The sequence below is a fragment of the Sphingomonas sp. genome (assembly GCF_017744835.1).
Classification (GTDB): Bacteria; Pseudomonadota; Alphaproteobacteria; order Sphingomonadales; family Sphingomonadaceae; genus Sphingomonas.
Window position 1 is genome coordinate 185,775 of sequence record NZ_JAGIAM010000003.1, and the last position, 18,612, is coordinate 204,386.

Annotated in this window: 21 protein-coding genes and 2 tRNA genes; 9 read left to right on the forward strand and 14 right to left on the reverse strand. The window is 68.7% G+C overall.

The window, feature by feature from the left end; translation table 11 throughout:
* Positions 1-13: 13 nt before the first annotated feature.
* Positions 14-289 carry a hypothetical protein gene (locus J7500_RS08745; RefSeq protein ID WP_294061327.1) on the reverse strand — a complete coding sequence of 92 codons (276 nt, stop codon included), beginning with the start codon at positions 287-289 and terminating at the stop codon, positions 14-16.
* 71 nt (positions 290-360) lie between these two features.
* On the reverse strand, positions 361-588 hold the full coding sequence (locus tag J7500_RS08750) for a hypothetical protein (protein WP_294061328.1): 228 nt from the start codon (positions 586-588) through the stop codon (positions 361-363).
* A gap of 336 nt (positions 589-924) precedes the next feature.
* On the opposite strand from J7500_RS08750, the gene J7500_RS08755 reads away from it, so the two are divergent.
* Entirely contained in the window at positions 925-2,034 is a 1,110-nt protein-coding gene (locus J7500_RS08755) for an AI-2E family transporter (RefSeq protein WP_294062145.1), read from the forward strand.
* A 46-nt stretch (positions 2,035-2,080) separates the two neighbouring features.
* Positions 2,081-2,157 (forward strand) — tRNA-Asp (locus J7500_RS08760).
* Between the two features lie 67 nt (positions 2,158-2,224).
* Here J7500_RS08760 and J7500_RS08765 read toward each other — a convergent pair.
* From J7500_RS08765 to J7500_RS08780, 4 genes are all read right to left on the reverse strand, one after another.
* Entirely contained in the window at positions 2,225-2,449 is a 225-nt protein-coding gene (locus J7500_RS08765) for a DUF2842 domain-containing protein (RefSeq protein WP_294061329.1), read from the reverse strand.
* Positions 2,431-2,985: a 5-formyltetrahydrofolate cyclo-ligase gene (locus tag J7500_RS08770; protein ID WP_294061330.1), complete on the reverse strand. Its 555-nt coding sequence runs from the start codon at positions 2,983-2,985 to the stop codon at positions 2,431-2,433. The genes J7500_RS08765 and J7500_RS08770 overlap by 19 nt, the downstream gene beginning before the upstream one ends.
* Positions 2,986-3,450: 465 nt before the next feature.
* The gene (locus J7500_RS08775; RefSeq protein ID WP_294061331.1) at positions 3,451-3,753 is read right to left on the reverse strand and encodes a cell division protein ZapA; all 303 of its coding nucleotides are present in this window, start codon (positions 3,751-3,753) and stop codon (positions 3,451-3,453) included.
* A complete protein-coding gene (locus tag J7500_RS08780) occupies positions 3,753-3,944 on the reverse strand; it encodes a hypothetical protein (RefSeq protein ID WP_294061332.1) in 192 nt (63 codons plus the stop codon). The genes J7500_RS08775 and J7500_RS08780 overlap by 1 nt, the downstream gene beginning before the upstream one ends.
* A gap of 207 nt (positions 3,945-4,151) precedes the next feature.
* Between J7500_RS08780 and tkt the strand changes: the two genes are divergently transcribed.
* From tkt to J7500_RS08800, 4 genes are all read left to right on the forward strand, one after another.
* On the forward strand, positions 4,152-6,137 hold the full coding sequence (gene tkt, locus J7500_RS08785; protein ID WP_294061333.1) for a transketolase: 1,986 nt from the start codon (positions 4,152-4,154) through the stop codon (positions 6,135-6,137).
* 56 nt (positions 6,138-6,193) lie between these two features.
* Positions 6,194-7,201 carry a type I glyceraldehyde-3-phosphate dehydrogenase gene (gene gap / locus J7500_RS08790; protein WP_294061334.1) on the forward strand — a complete coding sequence of 336 codons (1,008 nt, stop codon included), beginning with the start codon at positions 6,194-6,196 and terminating at the stop codon, positions 7,199-7,201.
* 138 nt (positions 7,202-7,339) lie between these two features.
* Positions 7,340-8,527, forward strand: coding sequence for a phosphoglycerate kinase (gene pgk, locus J7500_RS08795; protein ID WP_294061335.1), 1,188 nt, complete (start codon positions 7,340-7,342; stop codon positions 8,525-8,527).
* Between the two features lie 165 nt (positions 8,528-8,692).
* Entirely contained in the window at positions 8,693-10,918 is a 2,226-nt protein-coding gene (locus J7500_RS08800; protein WP_294061336.1) for a hypothetical protein, read from the forward strand.
* Positions 10,919-10,922: 4 nt separating this feature from the next.
* Here J7500_RS08800 and J7500_RS08805 read toward each other — a convergent pair whose 3' ends face one another.
* Complete coding sequence (locus J7500_RS08805; RefSeq protein WP_294061337.1) at positions 10,923-11,414, reverse strand: hypothetical protein; 492 nt, start codon at positions 11,412-11,414, stop codon at positions 10,923-10,925.
* An 83-nt stretch (positions 11,415-11,497) separates the two neighbouring features.
* Here J7500_RS08805 and J7500_RS08810 point away from each other — a divergent pair.
* From J7500_RS08810 to J7500_RS08820, 3 genes are all read left to right on the forward strand, one after another.
* Positions 11,498-11,574 (forward strand) — tRNA-Arg (locus J7500_RS08810).
* Positions 11,575-11,735: 161 nt separating this feature from the next.
* Positions 11,736-12,266 (forward strand): dihydrofolate reductase family protein, encoded by a 531-nt coding sequence (locus J7500_RS08815; protein ID WP_294061338.1) that lies wholly within the window; start codon positions 11,736-11,738, stop codon positions 12,264-12,266.
* A gap of 44 nt (positions 12,267-12,310) precedes the next feature.
* Positions 12,311-13,078 carry a DUF72 domain-containing protein gene (locus tag J7500_RS08820; RefSeq protein ID WP_294061339.1) on the forward strand — a complete coding sequence of 256 codons (768 nt, stop codon included), beginning with the start codon at positions 12,311-12,313 and terminating at the stop codon, positions 13,076-13,078.
* Between the two features lie 168 nt (positions 13,079-13,246).
* Here J7500_RS08820 and J7500_RS08825 read toward each other — a convergent pair whose 3' ends face one another.
* The 7 genes from J7500_RS08825 to J7500_RS08855 all read right to left on the reverse strand — a co-directional run bounded on the left by J7500_RS08825 (position 13,247) and on the right by J7500_RS08855 (position 18,486).
* The gene (locus J7500_RS08825; protein ID WP_294061340.1) at positions 13,247-14,050 is read right to left on the reverse strand and encodes an RNA methyltransferase; all 804 of its coding nucleotides are present in this window, start codon (positions 14,048-14,050) and stop codon (positions 13,247-13,249) included.
* A gap of 140 nt (positions 14,051-14,190) precedes the next feature.
* Positions 14,191-14,463, reverse strand: coding sequence for an HPr family phosphocarrier protein (locus J7500_RS08830; RefSeq protein WP_294061341.1), 273 nt, complete (start codon positions 14,461-14,463; stop codon positions 14,191-14,193).
* Complete coding sequence (locus tag J7500_RS08835; protein ID WP_294061342.1) at positions 14,460-14,867, reverse strand: PTS sugar transporter subunit IIA; 408 nt, start codon at positions 14,865-14,867, stop codon at positions 14,460-14,462. The genes J7500_RS08830 and J7500_RS08835 overlap by 4 nt, the downstream gene beginning before the upstream one ends.
* A gap of 17 nt (positions 14,868-14,884) precedes the next feature.
* The gene (gene rapZ / locus J7500_RS08840; RefSeq protein ID WP_294061343.1) at positions 14,885-15,805 is read right to left on the reverse strand and encodes an RNase adapter RapZ; all 921 of its coding nucleotides are present in this window, start codon (positions 15,803-15,805) and stop codon (positions 14,885-14,887) included.
* Positions 15,802-16,236 (reverse strand): HPr kinase/phosphorylase, encoded by a 435-nt coding sequence (locus J7500_RS08845; protein WP_294061344.1) that lies wholly within the window; start codon positions 16,234-16,236, stop codon positions 15,802-15,804. The genes rapZ and J7500_RS08845 overlap by 4 nt, the downstream gene beginning before the upstream one ends.
* On the reverse strand, positions 16,236-17,810 hold the full coding sequence (locus J7500_RS08850; protein ID WP_294061345.1) for a stimulus-sensing domain-containing protein: 1,575 nt from the start codon (positions 17,808-17,810) through the stop codon (positions 16,236-16,238). The genes J7500_RS08845 and J7500_RS08850 overlap by 1 nt, the downstream gene beginning before the upstream one ends.
* The gene (locus J7500_RS08855) at positions 17,779-18,486 is read right to left on the reverse strand and encodes a response regulator transcription factor (protein ID WP_294061346.1); all 708 of its coding nucleotides are present in this window, start codon (positions 18,484-18,486) and stop codon (positions 17,779-17,781) included. Before J7500_RS08855 ends, J7500_RS08850 begins: the two co-directional genes overlap by 32 nt.
* Positions 18,487-18,612 lie beyond the last annotated feature (126 nt).

Sequence of the window (18,612 nt, forward strand, 5' to 3'; positions counted from 1 at the left end):
GGAGTTCCCGTATCTAAACCGTCTCTTCCTGCCCGATCGCGGCGCGGACCATCGCGTTCCACACGGCGGCCGGATCGCCGCCGGCGGCGCGGCCGGCCTCTACCATTTCGGGCGTGGGTTCGCGCAGCGTGCGCAGCACGGCGAGGGCGCGGTCGACTTCCTGCTCCCACACCGCATCGACTTCGCCACCGGCACTCGGATCGCCACCCTCGCCGTTGATGCTGAGCGCCTCGGCCGCGATCACGCGGGCGATGCGCTCGACAGGCGAAGTGACGGAAACATCGGTCATTGGGTTGCTCCTATCGCGGGTTCGCGACGTGCAACGCGCAGGGTTCGACGGGCGTTCCGGTTGCGGAACGCTCAGGCTGCGAGCGGCGGAACCGTCTTGCCGGTGCTCCGGCGGAACAGGCCCGTGCCCGACGCTCCCCCCGCGTTCAGCGGAAGCGCAGTGCCGCAGAAGGCGCATTCGGCGGTGAGGCGGCCGAGCATCCAGTGCGACTGGCCGCAGCCAGGGCAATGGTTGGTCTGATCCGGACGATATGCGACGCGGTACCCGGTGTGTGCCTGACGGATGCCGAAGTTATACATGCTTCGTCTCCCAAAGAACCCAGGCCGTTAACACTTTCGACTCGGGGTTTGTTCCCGATCCGTATAGATCAGGCGTCAACGACTTGGCGGTAAAATGTTGTTTCGCTGCGACAAGTTGCAGAATTGCCACAGTAAGCACCCCTCAAGCGCCGTTGCCCGCGGGATACACCGGCTCTAGATTGAGACGAACCGGGAGGCTGAATCAGCGTGGACGAACAGGGCGTGGCAATGGGCGGTACGAGCGACGACACGGTTCCCGAGGCGGCGCCGCGCGAGCCGATCCTCGCGCCCGAGCCGCACGAGAATCCGGGCGACGGGCTGCGGCGCGACCGGCTGATGGCCGCGCTGGCGCTGATGGCGGGGCTGGGGCTGCTGCTCGCCACCCCCTTCGCGCTCCGCGCCGGCTCCCCCTTCTTCCTGCCGCTGACCGCATCGCTGGTGATCGCGATCGCGCTGGTGCCGCTGCTCGAATGGCTCGAGCGCCGCGGTGCGCCCGCGCCGCTCGCCGCTTTGATCTGCGTCTTCCTGTTCCTGGTGGTGGCGAACGCCGCGCTCGCCTCGATCGTCGTGCCGGCGTGGCAATGGATGCAGCGGCTGCCCGAGAGCATCCCGAGGATCCAGCAGAATCTCGAGCCGCTGATCCGCTTCTATGCGCACCTCGAGCATTTCGTGAACCGGACGCTGACCAGCTTCGCCGCGGCACCGGTGAGCCAGCCCCAGATGATCGCCGCCGCCGCGCCGCCGACCTCGCTGCTCGACCTGTTCACCACCTCGGCGCCGTCGGCGCTGATCGAGATGTTCTTCGCGATCCTGGTGATCTACTTCTTCCTCTCGGGCTGGACGCGGCTGCGGCGCAACGCGATCACCAGCCGCGCGAGCTTCGGCGGCGCGATGGCGACCGCGCGGGTGATCCAGGACGTGGTCGACGACACTTCGGCCTATCTCGGCACGATCACGCTCATCAACGTGACGCTGGGCCTGATCGTCGCGGCCGCGCTCTGGATGCTGGGCATGCCGACGCCGCTGATGTGGGGCGGCATCGTCACCTTGCTCAACTACATTCCCTATATCGGCCCGGTGATGGCCGCGCTGCTGCTCGCGCTCGGCGGGCTGATGAGCTTCGGCGACATCGGCGTCGCGCTGCTGCCCGCCGCGATCATGATCGTCGCGCATCTGATCGAGGCCAATGCGGTGACTCCGCTGATCGTCGGGCACCGGCTGACGATCAGCCCGCTTCTGATTCTCGTCTCGCTGAGCTTCTGGGGATGGGTGTGGGGCACGCCGGGCGCGCTGCTGGCGGTGCCGCTGCTGATCATCATCCAGACCGTGCTCAACGCTGCGGGCAAGCCGGATATCGCCGGATTCCTCTTCGAACACGGCACGCTGGTGTCCGATCCGAGCGAACATCGTGCACATCGTCAAAAAAGTCGTGACCTATCCGGTTGACACCCCCGAATCCGGCGGCTAGTGGCCGCCTCCTCGCTTCGAGAGAGCGGGTGTAGCTCAGTTGGTTAGAGCGCCGGCCTGTCACGCCGGAGGTCGCGGGTTCGAGCCCCGTCACTCGCGCCATCCCTTGCAAGAGCAGGGATTGGCGGCAGCGGATTTTCCCAGCGAAATCAGAATGTCAGGCGGCGGCTCAGGCGCGCCAGCGGCCCGTTTCCATCCAGCGCAGCAACGGCTTCAGCGGCGCGATCCAGACGATCCCCAGCACCACATAGACGAGCGCCTGCACCAGCACCGGCAGCGCGCCGATCTGGACCGAGAAGCTGGCGACCACGACCACCCAGAACAGGATCAGCGCCAGGATCGCGAACATCCCCGCGGGCTTGCGCCACGTCGCCTTCACTTGCCCGCGTGCCACAACATGCCCTCCTCGGTGATGATCGCGTGCAAGGGCACGTCCCAGATGTCGGCGGGAATTGCAGGAACCTCCTGCACCGACCAGGCGACGCCGACGCGCCAGGCCGATTCGAATCGCGCAAAGGCCCGGTCGTAGTGGCCCGCGCCCTGGCCGAGCCGATTCAGCCTCCCATCGAAACCGACCAGCGGAGTCAGGATCACGTCGGGCGCGACTTCCTCGCGCGACGAATCGGGCTGGCGGAGGCCGAAGGGGCCGGGGACCAGCGGCTCGCCGATCTCCCAGGCGAGAAAGCGGATCGGTGCCGCGCGATCGACGACATGGGGGAGGGCGAGCCGGCATCCCTGCTCGGCCGCGGCGGCGGCGAGCTGGGTGGGATCGGCTTCGCTGCCGACGGGGCAATAAGTGGCGACGGTTAGCCCGGGCTTCAGCCGCTCGACGAAGGCTTCCGGCGCGAGGATCGCCGCGCTCGATTCGGCCGCGAAGCGATCGCGGTCGGCGCGCAGCTTCGCGCGCAGGGCGGGCTTGTCGATGATCATGCGCCTCGAATCATTGCGCGGCGGGGTGGCGGGACCGCCGTGGCCGTTTGCCAGAATATCCTCTGACGCCCGTTACGTCAGGTGGGGACCATATGCGACAGACCAGGATCTGCACAGGGACAGCCCCCATGGATGATGAATAGCCTCAGGGATAATGCCAAGGCTCGCACCGGGCAGTGCCCGCCGTGGGACTATCTAGGGTCTGTGCGGGGTATCTGCAACGGGCGTTCAAACCTCCTCTCCCCTTGATAGGGGAGAGGGATACCGCAGCTTGGTGCCCCGGCTTTAGCCGGGGTGCCTAGCGGAGGTTGGGTGAGGGGTAGAGCGAAGCGCAGCTCCGCGCGGCTGCTGCGCAGCCGCACACCCCTCACCCAGCTCCGACTAAGGCCCGGCGGTGCCGGACCTAAGTCTGCGCAACCCTCTCCCCTCGAGGGGAGAGGGAAGATAAGGCCGAAGACCTACCGCTCACGCTGCCGCGGCGTCTTCCTCCAGCGCCGCCGCCACTGCCTCCAGCCGGTCGGCGATGCGGTCGAGCAGCACGGGGGAGACCCCCTGCGGCGGGTTGCGTTCGGCCTCGTCGAGCAGGTCGGCGAGAATCAGCGCTAGATAGACGAGCGTCCGTTCGGCGCTGAGCCCGCCCGAGGCGCGCTGCGCGGTGTCGGCGTGCTTCTGCAGGATCGATTCGAGATGGCGCAGGTGCGCCTCGTCGCCGTCGCGCGCGGCGACCGAATAGCTGCGGCCGGCGATGGTGATGTTGAGATCCGCCATCAGTCCTGCTCCGCCCGCGCCGCGGTCTCGCGCGCGATCAGCGCGTCGAGCGACGTGACGGCTTCCTCGATCCGTTGGCGGAGCACCGAATGGCGGCGTGCGAGACGCTCGGTCGCATAGGCGCGGGCGTGCGCTGCGGCCTCGATCCGGGCCAGCGCCTGTTCGATGCGGGCTGCGGGTGTGTCAACCATGTTACGACGGGGATTAGGCACGCCTGCGCGGGGCGGCAAGCCCGATGCGGCAAACAGTCCACGGAAAAACCCGCGTCTGCGCGAGAAAATCTCCTGAGGCGGGCTGCGCTTGCGGAAGCGTGCAGGCGAGCCGGTTGACGCGCGCGCCCGTGCGTCCCAAAGGCGTCGGCGAAACCATCAGCCCCTTCAGCCATCCCGGGAGTTCCAGTGTCCGCATCCTTCACCGACTGCGCCAACGCGATCCGGGCGCTATCGATGGACGCCGTGGAGGCCGCCAATTCGGGGCATCCCGGCATGCCGATGGGCATGGCCGACGTCGCGACCGTCCTCTTCCAGGAATATCTGAAGTTCGATCCGGCCGATCCGCACTGGCCCGATCGCGACCGTTTCGTGCTCTCGGCCGGGCACGGATCGATGCTGATCTATTCGCTGCTCCATCTGACCGGCTATGCGCGCCCGACGCTGGAGGACATCAAGGCCTTCCGCCAGATCGGCAGTCCCTGCGCCGGCCACCCCGAGAATTTCGAGCTCCCCGGCGTCGAATGCACCACCGGCCCGCTGGGCCAGGGCGTGGCGATGGCAGTGGGCATGGCGATCGCCGAGCGGCACCTCAACACCGGCTTCGGCGACGAGCTGGTCGATCACCGCACCTGGGTGATCGCCGGCGACGGCTGCCTGATGGAAGGCATCAACCATGAGGCGATCGGCCTTGCCGGGCATCTGAAGCTCGGCCGGCTGATCGTGCTGTGGGACGACAATCGCATCACCATCGACGGGCGCGTCTCGCTCTCGTCGAGCGAGGACATTCCGGCGCGCTATCGGGCGACCGGCTGGCACGTCGTCGAGTGCGACGGGCACGATCCCGACAGCGTCCGCGCGGCGCTCGACGCGGCGCTGGCCGACGACCGACCGTCGCTGGTCCGCTGCACCACGATCATCGGCAAGGGCGCCCCCAACAAGCAGGACAGCTCGGGCTCGCACGGATCGCCGCTGGGCGCCGCCGAAGTCGCCGCCGCGCGCGAGACGCTCGGCTGGCCCTATCCGGCGTTCGAAGTGCCGGGCGAGATCCGCGACACCTGGCTGCGCGCCGGCAAGCGCGGTGCCGAGCCGCGCGCCGCCTGGCAGGCGCGGCTGGCCGCGAGCAGCCTTCGCGGCGAGTTCGAGGGGCGCATCGCCTCGATCGCCGACAAGGCCGGCCCCGCGCTCGAAGCCTATATCGCCAAGCTCGCCGCCGAGCCCGCCAATGTCGCGAGCCGCAAGGCGTCCGAAATGGCGCTCGGACCGCTCACCGAAAAGCTGCCGCAGCTGATCGGCGGCTCGGCCGACCTCACCGGCTCGAACAATACCAAGACCGGCTCGACCAAGCCGCTGACGGCCGACGACTATTCGGGCCGCTACCTCTATTACGGCATCCGCGAGTTCGGCATGGCCGCCGCGATGAACGGCATGTCGCTGCACGGCGGCGTGGTGCCCTATGGCGGCACCTTCCTGGTGTTCAGCGACTATTGCCGCAATGCGATCCGCCTTTCGGCGCTGCAGCGCACCGGCGTCGTCTATGTGATGACGCATGATTCGATCGGCCTGGGCGAGGACGGCCCGACGCACCAGCCGATCGAGCATGTGATGAGCCTGCGGCTGATCCCGAACCTCAACGTCTATCGCCCCGCCGACGCGATCGAGACCGCGGAATGCTGGGCGCTCGCGCTTGCGACGCCGAACACGCCGTCGGTTCTTGCGCTGTCGCGCCAGAATCTGCCGCAGCTTCGCGGGGAAAGCGACGAGGCCTGGACCGCGGCGTCGAACCGCTCGGCGCGCGGCGGCTATCGCCTGCGTGCCGCCAAGGCTGCGCGCAAGGTGGTGCTGGTCGCCACCGGCTCGGAGGTTTCGCTCGCCGCCGAAGTCGCCGATGCGCTCGAAGCGCAGGGCGTGGGCGCGGACCTGGTCTCGATGCCCTGCACCGAGCTGTTCGACGCGCAGGACGCCGCCTATCGCGCCGACCTGCTCCCCGCCGATGCGCTGATCGTCTCGATCGAGGCGGGCACGACCTTCGGCTGGGAGCGCTACACCGGCACCAACGGGCTGCGCTTCGGCATCGACAAATTCGGCGCATCGGGCCCGGCGCCCAAGCTCTACGCGCATTTCGGCCTCACCGCCGCGGCGATCGCGCCGCAGGTGCTGGCGGCGCTCGGCTGAGCACCCATATGACGGGCCGAACGGCTCGAACGACCCAAGCAGGAAAGGGAAGCACTATGACGAAGGTTGCGATCAACGGGTTCGGACGCATTGGCCGTCTGGTGGCGCGCGCGATCCTCGAGCGTCCCGATTCCGGGCTCGAGCTGGTCTCGATCAACGACCTTGCCGACGCCAAGTCGAATGCGTGGCTGTTCAGCCGCGACAGCGTGCACGGCAAGTATCCGGGCACGGTCGAAGCCGACGGCAACGACATCATCATCGACGGCAAGCGCATCCATGTGACCGCCGAGAAGGACCCGGCCAACCTGCCGCACGCCGCCAACGGCGTCGAGCTGGTGCTCGAATGCACCGGCTTCTTCACCGACCGCGCGAGCTGCGAGAAGCACATCGCCGCGGGCGCCAAGAAGGTGCTGATCTCGGCGCCGGGCAAGAATGTCGACCTGACCGTCGTCTATGGCGTCAACCACGACAGGCTCGAGGCCGGGCACACGATCGTCTCGAACGCGTCGTGCACCACCAACTGCCTCGCGCCCGTCGCCAAGGTGCTCAACGACAGCGTCGGCATCGAGCGGGGGCTGATGACCACGGTCCATGCCTATACCAACGACCAGAAGATCCTCGACCAGATCCACAACGACCTGCGTCGCGCCCGCGCCGCGGCGATGAACATCATCCCGACCACCACGGGCGCCGCGCGCGCCGTCGGCGAGGTGCTTCCCGAGCTCAAGGGCAAGCTCGACGGTTCGGCGATCCGCGTGCCCGTGCCGGACGGCAGCCTGGTCGACCTGACCTTCACGCCCAAGCGCGACACGACCCGCGACGAGATCAACGCGATCCTCAAGGCGGCGTCGGAGAGCGGCCCGCTCAAGGGCGTGCTGGTCTATTCGGACGAGCCGCTCGTCTCCATCGACATCGTCCACACCCCGGCTTCGTCGACCGTCGACAGCCTCGAGACCGCGGTGATCGACGGCAAGCTCGTCCGCGTGGTGAGCTGGTACGACAATGAATGGGGCTTCTCGAACCGCATGGTCGACACCGCCGCGGCGATGGCGAAGCTGGGCTGAGCCCTTCATCCCCCTCCCGCTCGCGGGAGGGGTTAGGGGAGGGGAGCGCCGCAGGCCGATCGGCTCATGATCAGGCCCTCCCCCGACCCCTCCCGCAAGCGGGAGGGGAGCGATCATCGAAAACGTTAGGGGATGACGATGGCCCGCAACTTCAAGACGCTCGACGACATGGGCGACATCGCCGGCAAGCGCGTGCTCGTCCGCGAGGATCTCAACGTGCCGATGGCCGACGGCGCGGTGACCGACGACACGCGGCTGCGCGCGACGCTGCAGACGGTGACCGAACTCGCCGACCGCGGCGCGATCGTGCTCATCCTCGCCCACTTCGGTCGCCCCAAGACACCGTCGCCCGAATTCTCGCTCGCGCAGATCGTCAAGCCCTATGAGGCGGTGCTCGGCCGGCCGGTGCGCTACGTCGACTGGGAAGGCGATACGCAAAGCGTCGCATCGCTCCAGCCGGGCGACATCGCAGTGCTCGAGAACACGCGCTTCTTCGGCGGCGAAGAGAAGAACGATCCCGCCGTGGTCGATCGCTTCGCCGCGCTCGGCGACTTCTACGTCAACGACGCCTTCTCCGCCGCGCACCGCGCGCATGCCTCGACCGAGGGGCTGGCGCATCGGCTCCCCGCCTTTGCCGGGCGGCAGATGGAAGCCGAGCTCGACGCGCTCGACAAGGCGCTCGGCAATCCCGAGCATCCGGTCGCCGCGGTGGTCGGCGGCGCCAAGGTGTCGACCAAGCTCGACGTGCTCAAGCACCTCGTCGCCCGCGTCGATCACCTGATCATCGGCGGCGGCATGGCCAACACCTTCCTCGCCGCGCGCGGGGTCAATGTCGGCAAGTCGCTGTGCGAGCATGACCTGACCGGCACCGCCGAGGAAATCCTCGACGCCGCCGACAAGGCCGGCTGCACCGTCCATCTGCCCTATGACGTGGTGGTCGCGAAGGAGTTCAAGCCCAACCCTGCGACGCGCACCGTCAACGTCCACGAAGTCGCCGAGGACGAGATGATCCTCGACGTCGGCCCCGCCGCGACCGAGGCGCTGGCCGACGTGCTCAAGACCTGCCGCACGCTCGTGTGGAACGGCCCGCTCGGCGCGTTCGAGACGCCGCCGTTCGACGTGGCGACGGTGAGCCTCGCCAAGACCGCGGCGGCGCTGACCAAGGAAGGATCGCTGGTGTCCGTGGCGGGTGGCGGCGACACCGTCGCGGCGCTCAACCAGGCCGGCGTGGCGGACGATTTCAGCTTCGTCTCGACTGCCGGCGGCGCGTTCCTCGAGTGGATGGAAGGCAAGGAACTGCCCGGCGTCGCTGCGCTGACGGAATAGTCTGGCCAATCCGTCACCCCCGCGAAAGCGGGGGCCCATCTCCCGCGCTATCCACTAACGCGCCGGTGCATTTTGCTGCAACGATAGAAGATGGGCCCCCGCTTTCGCGGGGGTGACGTTGTGGGTAGGGTCGCCCAATTACGCCGGCAGCAAGGGAAGGCGCGAATGGAAGAGCGGAACGGCAAGGACCGCCCCCGGCTGCGCTGGCTGTTCGTCGTCGCGATCCTCTCGGGCTCGTTCCTGCTGTTCCTCGTCCAGCCGATGGTCGCGCGCATGGCGCTGCCCCGCGTCGGCGGCGCGCCAGCGGTGTGGAACTCGGCGATGCTGGTCTATCAGGCATTGCTGCTCGGCGGCTATGCCTATGCGCATTGGCTGAGCCGCGTGCCGCCGCGGACCCAGGCGGGGATCCACATGGGCGTGCTCGCGCTCGCCGCCTTGTGGCTGCCGATCGGTCTCATCGCTACCCAGCTCCCCGGCAGCGCCGAGCCCGCGCTCTGGGTGCCCTGGCTGTTCGGCGCCTCGATCGGCCCCTTGTTCTTCGCGATCTCGGCCCAGGCGCCGCTGCTCCAGCGCTGGTACAGCGTCGCGAGCGGGGGAAGGGACCCTTATGCGCTCTACGCCGCGTCGAACATCGGCAGCTTCGGCGGCCTGATCGCCTATCCGCTGCTCGTCGAGCCCAACATGGCGCTCAAGGCGCAGAGCTGGCTGTGGACCGCGGGCTATGCGTTGGTCTTCCTGCTCATCATCGCCTGCGCCACGCGCCTGCCGCGCGGGAGCCGGGGCGAGGCGCACGTCCCGCACACCAGCCCGCCGCCCGGGCTCCGGCGCGTGCTGCTGTGGGTGACGCTCGCCTTCGTCCCCTCGGGGCTGATGCTCGCGACCACCACTTTCCTTACCACCGACATCGTCGCGATGCCGATGCTCTGGGTCCTGCCGCTCGGCCTCTATCTCCTGAGCTTCTCGGTGGCGTTCCGCGACGGCGAGCTGATGCCCGAGCTGATCGGCAAGCTGGCGCCGGTGGTGGTGCTGCTGTTCGGCGCGACGCTGATCGCGGGCGACCAGAAATACGCCTATTTCAATGCGCTGATCGGGCTGGCGCTGCTGTTCCTGGTAGCGGTCGCGCTGCACTGGCGCATGTATCAGCTCCGCCCGGCGCCCGATCGGCTGACCGGCTTCTATCTCGCCATGTCGGTCGGCGGCGCGCTCGGCGGCGTGTTCGCCGGGCTGGTCGCGCCGGTGGTGTTCGACTGGACCTATGAATATCCGCTGCTGATCCTCGCCGCCGGCGCGCTCGTGCCGCAGAGCTTCCTCCTCCGCCTCACGGCGCGCTTCTGGCAGGGCCGCGACCGCTGGCTCAAGGCCGCGGTGCTGATGCTGCTCATCGCGGTGATCGTCGCTTGGGGGCTGATCAATCCGGGCAACTCCCTCGGTTCGCTCCACGACCAGCTCGCCTTCGTCGCGGTCGCGCTGCTCGGGCTGGTCGCCGTCGGCATGCGGCTGCCCTTCGTCGTCGCGCTCGCCGGCGGCTTGTTCCTGTTCGGCGGCTGGCGTGCCGTCGAAACCTCGCTCAGCGGCGACCGCACGCGCAGCTATTTCGGCGTCTATACCGTCACCGATCTGCCCGCCGAGCGCCGCCTCGCGCACGGCACCACGCTCCACGGCATCCAGCTCAAGGGCAATCGCGCGACGATGCCGACCACTTACTACGTCCCCGGATCGGGCGTAGGCCAGGCGATGGAGGCGCTGCCTGCGCTCTACGGCCCGGGCGCGCGCGTCGGGGTGGTCGGGCTCGGCACCGGTACGCTCGCCTGCTACGCGGTGCCCGGCCAGCAATGGCGCTTCTTCGAGATCGACCCCGCGGTGGTCCAGCTCTCGCGCGACAGCGGCGCCTTCACCTTCCTCAGCCGCTGCGCGCCCTGGGCGCAGATCGTGCTCGGCGATGCGCGGCTCAGGATCGGCGAGATGCCCGACGCGAGTCTCGACCTGCTCGCGCTCGACGCCTTCTCGTCGGATACGGTGCCGATGCACCTGATGACGACCGAGGCGTTCGACACCTATGGCCGCGTGCTCGGGCCGCACGGGCTGCTGCTCGTCCATATCTCCAATCGCTTCCTCACGCTGGCGCGCGTGGTGGCGGGCGCCGCCGACCGGGGCGGCTGGCACGCGGCGCGGATGGAATATGTGCCGAGCGCGCTCGAGGAGCTCGACGAGGCGACGTCATCGGACTGGATCGCGCTGTCGCGCGACAAGACGGTGCTCGACCGGCTGACCGCGCATAGCCAGGAGTGGCAGCCGCTCGCCCCCTGGCCGCGCTTCCGCCCCTGGACCGACGATTACGCCTCGGTCATGCCGGTGATGCGGGTGTTCCAGCCCTCGATGGTCGAGGAATAGCGGCTCAGGCCCCGGCGAGCGCCGCGTTGAGCGCGCCGATCCGGTCGCTCTGGGTGTTGGAGAGCTGCTCGGCGCGCTCGGAAGCGGCGGCCAGCGCGGGATAGGGCGGCTCGCCCGCCTTGCCGCGATCGAGGATCAGCCGGTCGAGCTCGGACAGCGCATTGAGCGTCGGCGCACGCAGCGATTCGAGCGCGCTGAGCGCCGCATGCGCGGTCAGCCACGCCTCGGATCCCGGCGCCACGCCGCGCGCCACCGCCACCTTGGCCTCGGCATCCTGCGCCGCGGCGACGAACTTCTGGTTGTTGGCGTCGAGCGAGGCCGTGATCTCGGCGATCTGCGAATCGAGCGCCGCGTCGGGCGTCGCCACCGGCACCGGCCGCTCCGGCTCCGCAAAGCTCTGCGATTCGATCGGCCTCGGCAGCAGCGAGGGGTATCGATTCGGGGTTTCGGTGCAGCCCGCTAGGGCGATGAGCACGAAAATGGCGGGTCTGCGCATGGGCTCGCTCTATTCCTGTGAAAAACCCTGCGCAACGGGGTTGCGTTCCTGAAAAGCTCCGCCTATCAGCGCCGCTCCACAGCGCGCCCGTAGCTCAGCTGGATAGAGCATCAGACTACGAATCTGAGGGTCGGACGTTCGAATCGTTCCGGGCGCGCCAGTGGATAAACCACGGAAAAGTGGTCCAAGCCGGGTCAGATTTGGCCCGGCTTTTTCGTGTCCGGCGCGCCCTCCGCACAAATCAGTCGATCCAGCCCACCGGCGATTGCATAATGCGATCCGCGCGGCGCACGGATGTCGCACGGACGAAAGGAGGCCGCCATGGCCAGGCTCGTGTTCGGGATGAACCAGTCGCTCGACGGCTATGTCGACCATATGCGCTTCGCGCCTGGCGCCACGCTCTTCCGCCATTTCGTGCAGGAGGCAGAACAGGCGGCGGGCAGCGTCTACGGCCGCGTGCTGTACGAGCTGATGCGCTATTGGGACGAGGATCAGCCGGACTGGGATGCGGACCGCCGTGCCTTTGCGGCGGCGTGGCGGAGGCAGCCCAAATGGGTCGTCTCGCGCACGCTGACTTCGGTCGGCCCCAACGCGACGCTGCTCGGCGACGATCTGGAAGGCGCGATCCGCACGATCAAGGCCGAACATGACGGCGAGATCGGCCTCGCCGGCCCCACGCTCGCGCACGGCCTGGGCGAACTCGGCCTGATCGACGAATACCGGATCTACCTCCACCCCGTCGTGCTCGGCCATGGCACGCCCTATTTCGCGGAGGCCCGGCCGCCGCTCCGGCTCCTGGGCCACGACCGGATCGGCGAGGACGTGCTCCGGCTGCGCTACGTGCCCGCCTGACCTGCGCCGGGGAACGGTAAGCGCCTTCGCCCGGTTTACTCGGCGTGGCGCGCCAACTTCCCCATCACGGCAGGCTGAGGATCGGCACGGCGGGCTGGTCGATCCCGCGCGCGGTCGCCGGGGATTTCGCCGGCGAGGGCAGCAGCCTCGAGCGTTTCGCCGGGCGGTTCGACGCGGCCGAGATCAACAGCAGCTTCCACCGCCCGCACCGCCCCACGACCTATGCGCGCTGGGCCGCCAGCGTGCCCGAGGACTTCCGCTTCTCGGTGAAGCTCCCCAAGACCATCACCCACAAGGCGCGGCTGGTCGGCTGCGAGGCCGAGCTCGAGGTCTTCGCCGAGCAGATCGCCGGCCTCGGCAGCAAGCGCGGACCGCTGCTCGTCCAGCTTCCGCCGAGCCTGTCCTGGTCGGCCGAAGTCGCCGAGCCCTTCTTCGAGGCCGTGACGCGGACGCTCGGCGGACCGGTGGCGCTCGAGGCGCGGCACCCGAGCTGGTTCGCCCCCGATGCCGAGGCGCTGCTCGCGTCCTTCCACATCGCCGGCGTCGCGGCCGACCCGGCACCGGTGCCCCAGGCAGCCGCGCCGCGCGGCACGCCGGCGCTCGCCTATTTCCGGCTGCACGGCGCGCCGCGGGTCTATTGGTCCTCGTATGACGCGGCGCAGATCGCCGGTCTGGCGGAGCGGGCGAGCGCGGCGGCGCAGGACGGCGCCGAAGTCTGGGTCATCTTCGACAACACCGCATCGGGCGCGGCCGCCGCCAATGCGCTCGAACTCGACGCGCTGCTCCGGGGCGATCGCGCGGTTGCAATGTAGGATTTGCTTTGCTCTGCTCGCCGCGCCGAGGTGTCCCGGCCGCTCTTTGAACCGTCGCAACAGCAAGCCGCGAAGTCAGCGATTTGCGAAATCCCCCGCGGAAGGTGTCAACTTTGTCAACTTCCACAGTGTCAACTTCGGTCAACTTGTGTCAACTTCCGCCGCGGATCACCCCCGCCGCTGCTGGCTCAGCACTTCGTATGCCATCACTGCGGTCGCCACCGCCGCGTTGAGGCTGTCGGCCTTGCCGAGCATCGGGATCTTGACCAGCAGGTCGCATTCCTCGGCCATGAAGTCGGGCATGCCCTGCGCCTCGTTGCCAGTGAGCAGGAAGGTCGGCGCCGCGTAGCGCGGGGCCTGATAGTCGTGCTCGGTATCGAGGCTCAGCCCGACGAGCTGGCCGGGACCGCTGCGCAGCCAGGCCCTGAATTCGTCCCAGCTCGCCTTGGCGACGGGCACGGTGAACAGCGCCCCCATGCTCGCGCGCACCGCCTCGACCGAGAAGGGATCGACGCACTCGTCGACTAGGATCAGCCCGCCTGCGCCCACCGCGTCGCCGGTGCGCAGGATGGTGCCGAGATTGCCGGGATCGCGCAGCCGCTCGGCGACCAGCCAGATCGGCGCGGCCGCGCGGTCGAGATCCGTCAGCGACAGCGCGAATTCGGGATAGACGCCGACGACAGCGCCCGGATTGTCCTTGCCCGAGAGCTTGGAGAGGATGTCGGCATTGGTCTCGATCGCCTCGCCGCCGGCGGCTTCGGTGGCCTCGACCAGCGCCTGGACCAGCGGGTGCCGGCCGTTGTCGCGCGCGAAGAACAGATATTCGGGCAGCCGCCCGGCCTCGCGCGCCTCGGTGAGGATGCGCAGCCCCTCGGCGAGGAACAGCCCTTCCTCGCGCCGATGCCGCTTGTCGCGCAGGTTGCGGACGCGCTTGATGAGGGGGTTGGAATAGGCAGTGATTTCGCGAGGCATCAATTCCCCTCCCGCTCGCGGGAGGGGTTGGGGAAGGGGGTGGCCCTGCAGAGATTTGCGTCGTTCACGGAGTATCCCATGCCCTCCGCCGACCCCTCCCGCAAGCGCGAGGGGAGCGGGACAAAGCGGCGTAGGACCAGTTATTCCTCGCCGAAGCGCGCCTCGACCAGCTCCGCCATCGCCTGCACCGCGGCCTCGGCGCCGTCGCCTTCCGCGCTGATCGTGATGCAGTCGCCCTTGGCGGCGCCGAGCATCATAAGGTCGAGGATCGACGTGCCCGAGGCGCTGTTGCCGTCCTTCTCTACGACGAGTTCCACCGGCTGGCTGGTCGCCAGCGTTACGAAAGCCATGGAGGCGCGGGCATGGAGGCCGCGGCGATTCTCGATCGTGACCGTACGGATGGCGCGACTCACGCGGCGGCTTCTCCCAATACTTCGGACGCTACGGTGATGTACTTGCGGCCCGCGTCGCGCGCGGCGGCCACCGCTTCGGTGACCTTCATCGTCTTGCGCGCGCCGCCCAGGCGGATGAGCATCGGCAGGTTGATGCCGGCGATCACTTCGATCCGCCCCGCCTCCATCAGCGAGATGGCGAGGTTCGACGGCGTGCCCCCGAACAGGTCGCTGAGCACGATCACGCCGCGGCCTTCGTCGACCCGTGCAATCGCCGCGGCGATATCCGCGCGGCGGCTCTCCATATCGTCCTCGGGGCCGATGCAGATCGGTTCGATCCGCTCCTGCTTGCCGACGACATGCTCCATCGCGACGACGAACTCCTCCGCGAGTCGCCCGTGCGTCACGAGTACCAAACCGATCATTCTCTACTCCGACCCCATCATATGGTGACCGGGGCCCCTTCCAATGAGTCCTGCGGCGCGGTCTGCAGATCGCGGTGCCGCACCGTGGGCGAAAAACCTTCCTCGCGCAACCGCCGCGCCATCCGCTCGGCGACGTGTACCGAGCGGTGCCGCCCGCCCGTACAGCCGAAGGCGATCGTCACATAGGCCTTTCCTTCGGCCTGGTAGCGGGGGAGGAGAAACAGCAGCAGCGCCTCGATCTGCGCCATCGCCTCGGCATAGGCCGGGTCCTCGACGATATAGGCGGAGACGTCGGCGTCCTGGCCCGTTCCGGGACGCAGCGCCTGCACCCAGTGCGGATTGCGCAGGAAGCGCATGTCGAACACCAGGTCGGCGTCGCGCGGCAGCCCGCGGGCGAAGCCGAACGAGGCGACGGTGATCACCGTCCGGCCCAGGCCATCGGGCGCGAAGGTCGAGCGGATCTGCTGCGCCAGCTCGTTCGAGCCCATGTTGGTCGTGTCGATCAGCCGGTTCGACCAGCGGCGCAGCGGCGCGAGCAGCTCGCGCTCGCGGGCGATGCCGTCGGTCGCCGGCCGGTCCTGCGCCAGCGGGTGGCGCCGGCGCGTCTCCGAATAGCGGCGCTCGAGTTCGGCCTCGGAGCATTCGAGGAACAGCGTGCCGACATGGTGGCCATATTCGCTGCTCAGCTTCTTGATGCGCCGCACGATGCTCTCGGCGTCGAAGCCGCGCGTCTGGGTGCCGATGCCGATCGCGAGCGGCCGGTCGCCGTCGTCGCTGCCTTCGCCGGGGGCGGTGTCGAGCAGGCGGTTGAGCAGGAGCAGCGGCAGGTTGTCGACGACTTCCCAGCCCAGGTCCTCCAGCGTCCGCAGCACGGTCGACTTGCCCGCGCCGGACATGCCGGTGACGAGCAGGATGTTCTTGGGCTTTCGGCTGCTCACTTGGGGATGCGTCCCAGCGCCAGCTCGACCTTGATCGGCGCCGAGGGCTCGAGCGCCGCGAGCGGCAGCACCGGCACATCCACCCCGGCGACGCGTCGCTTGCGCGCATCGTCGGGGAAGCGCGGCGGCGAATCGAGGATCACGATCAGCAGCTCCACGGGTACGCGCTCGGCGTGAGGCATCTCGACGATGCCCAGCCCGCGCACTTCGATCCTGCCGGCACCCTGCGAAGTGGGGCTGGCGATCAGCCCGCCGCCCTGGCGCTGGCAGATGACCTGCTCGTCGGCGACCAGCTTGGCGCCGCGGTCGATCAGCCGCAGCGCGAGGTCGGACTTGCCCTCGCCCGAGCGGCCCTCGATCAGCACCGCGCGCCCGTCGATCGCGACGCAGGCGCCGTGCACCGTTTCCGATGAGACTTCCGGGAGCGCCATCAGTCGCGCTCCGCCAGAGGCAATCGAACCACGAACCGTGCTCCCCCCAATCGATCCTCCCGAGTTTCCACCCCGATGCTCCCCTGATGGCCTTCGACAATCGTCCGCGCGATGGCAAGGCCGAGCCCCGAATGCTGGCCGAAGGCTTCGCTCTCCGGCCGCACCGAATGGAAGCGGCGGAAAATCGCCTCGCGCGATTCCTCCGGCACTCCCGGTCCCTCGTCCTCGACCCACACGGTCATCATGTCGTCGTCGCTGTAGGCCGAAATGGTGACCAAACCGCCATCGGGGGAAAAGGAAATCGCATTCTCGATCAGGTTCTCGAACACGCGCTCCAGCCGCGCGCCTTCGCCGAGCACGCACAGCGGCTCGCGCGGGCGATGCTCGAACAGCAGCCGCACGCCGCGCGGCAGGCCGCGGGTCTCGCGCTGATCGATCAGCGCCGCGATCATCGCGCCCATGTCGACCGATTCGAACGTCGCGCGGCTCAGCTGCGCGTCGAGCCGCGAGGCGTCGGAGATGTCGGTGATCAGCCGGTCGAGCCGGTGGACATCGTCGCGCACGATCGCGAGCAGCCGCGCCTGCAGGTCGGGGTCCTTGACGTTGGAAAGCCCCTCGACCGCGGAGCGCAGCGAGGCGAGCGGGTTCTTGAGCTCGTGCGTCACATCGGCGGCGAAGCTCTCGGTCGCGTCGATCCGTGCGCGCAGCGCCTGGCTCATGTCCGAAATCGCGCGCGCTAGCAGCCCGATCTCGTCGCTGCGCTCGGGAAGCCGCGGCACCACCACTTCGCGCGCGCGCCCCAGCCGGACGCGCACCGCCGCGCGCGCGAGCCGGCGCAGCGGCCGCACGATCGTGCGCGCGAGGAAGAGCGAGAGCAGGACCGAAACCAGCGCGACGATCGCCAGCACCACGCTCAGCCGCAGCCGCTCGGTGCGCACCGTGCGGGTGATGTCGCGCGCATTCGCCGTGGTCATCACCACGCCGAGCTGGGTGATCGGCGCCGCCGCGGTGATCACCGGCGTCCGGTCCGGCGCGCGCCAGACGGTGGCGGGTGTGCCGTGCGTAGCACGTGCGGTCTCGACGTCGGGCCATTCGAGCCCCGCGTCGCGTGGGCGCTCGCGATAGAGCGGCGCGCGCGCGGCGCCGGCCACCGTGTCGATCACCGCGTCGAGGAAGCGCGCGACCGACTGGCCCCAGGGGTCCTTGTCCGGATCGCGCAGCACCAGGTTGCGCAGCCCCAGCTCATGGCTGTCGGTGATCATCCTGCCGTCCTCGTCGAACAGGCGGATGCGGTTGCCCGTGTCGCGCGCCAGGCTGAGGACGAGCAGGTCGCGGCGCTCGGCGGTGGCGGAGGCCACTGCCTGGGCGATCAGCCGCACTTCGCGCCGCGCCTGCGCCACGCGGCTGTCGACCATCCGGCTGCGATAGGAATCGAGATAGGAGAAGCCCCCGCCCAGCAGCGCGAGGGCGAAGATGTTCACCGCCAGGATCCTCGGCGTGAGGCTGACGCGGCTCGACCATTTGAGCGCGAGGTCGCGCTCGTTATTCGTCCGAGAAACGGTATCCGGCGCCATAGAGCGTTTCGATAGCATCGAACTCGGGATCTACCTGCCGGAATTTCCGCCGTACGCGCTTGATGTGGCTGTCGATGGTGCGGTCGTCGACATAGATGTCGTCCTGATAGGCCGCGTCCATCAGCTGGTTGCGCGTCTTCACGATGCCCGGGCGCTGCGCCAGCGTCTCGAGGATCAGGAACTCGGTGACGGTGAGCGTCACGTTTGTGCCGTTCCAGGTGACGCGGTGGCGCGCCGGATCCATCGTGAGCCTGCCGCGCACCAGCACTTCGGCCGGCTCCGCCTCGGCGCCGTCGACGCTCGGCTGCGCGGCTTCGGTGCGCCTGAGGATCGCCCGGATGCGCGCGATCAGCAGCCGCTGGCTGAACGGCTTGGCGATATAGTCGTCCGCGCCCATCGCCAGGCCCAGCGCCTCATCGAGCTCGTCGTCCTTGCTGGTGAGGAAGATCACCGGGATCGCGCTCTTCTCGCGCAACCGGCGCAGCAGCTCGAGCCCGTCGAGCTTGGGCATCTTGATGTCGAGCACCGCCAGATCGGGCGGATTGTCGATCAGCGCCTTGAGCGCGCTCTCGCCGTCCGAATAGACGCGCGTCAGAAAGCCTTCGGTCTGGAGGGCGATCGACACCGAAGTGAGGATGTTCCGGTCGTCATCGACCAGCGCGATCGTCGCAGTCATGCGGACAGCGGGGGGCTTCGAAGCATCGAAAAGGGAGTTAGACCAACTTTCCTGCACGCTCAATCGGCTGACAGCGTTTACCTGCATTGACCCTTTTTTCCGGGCTCTCATATGGCGGGAGCAGAC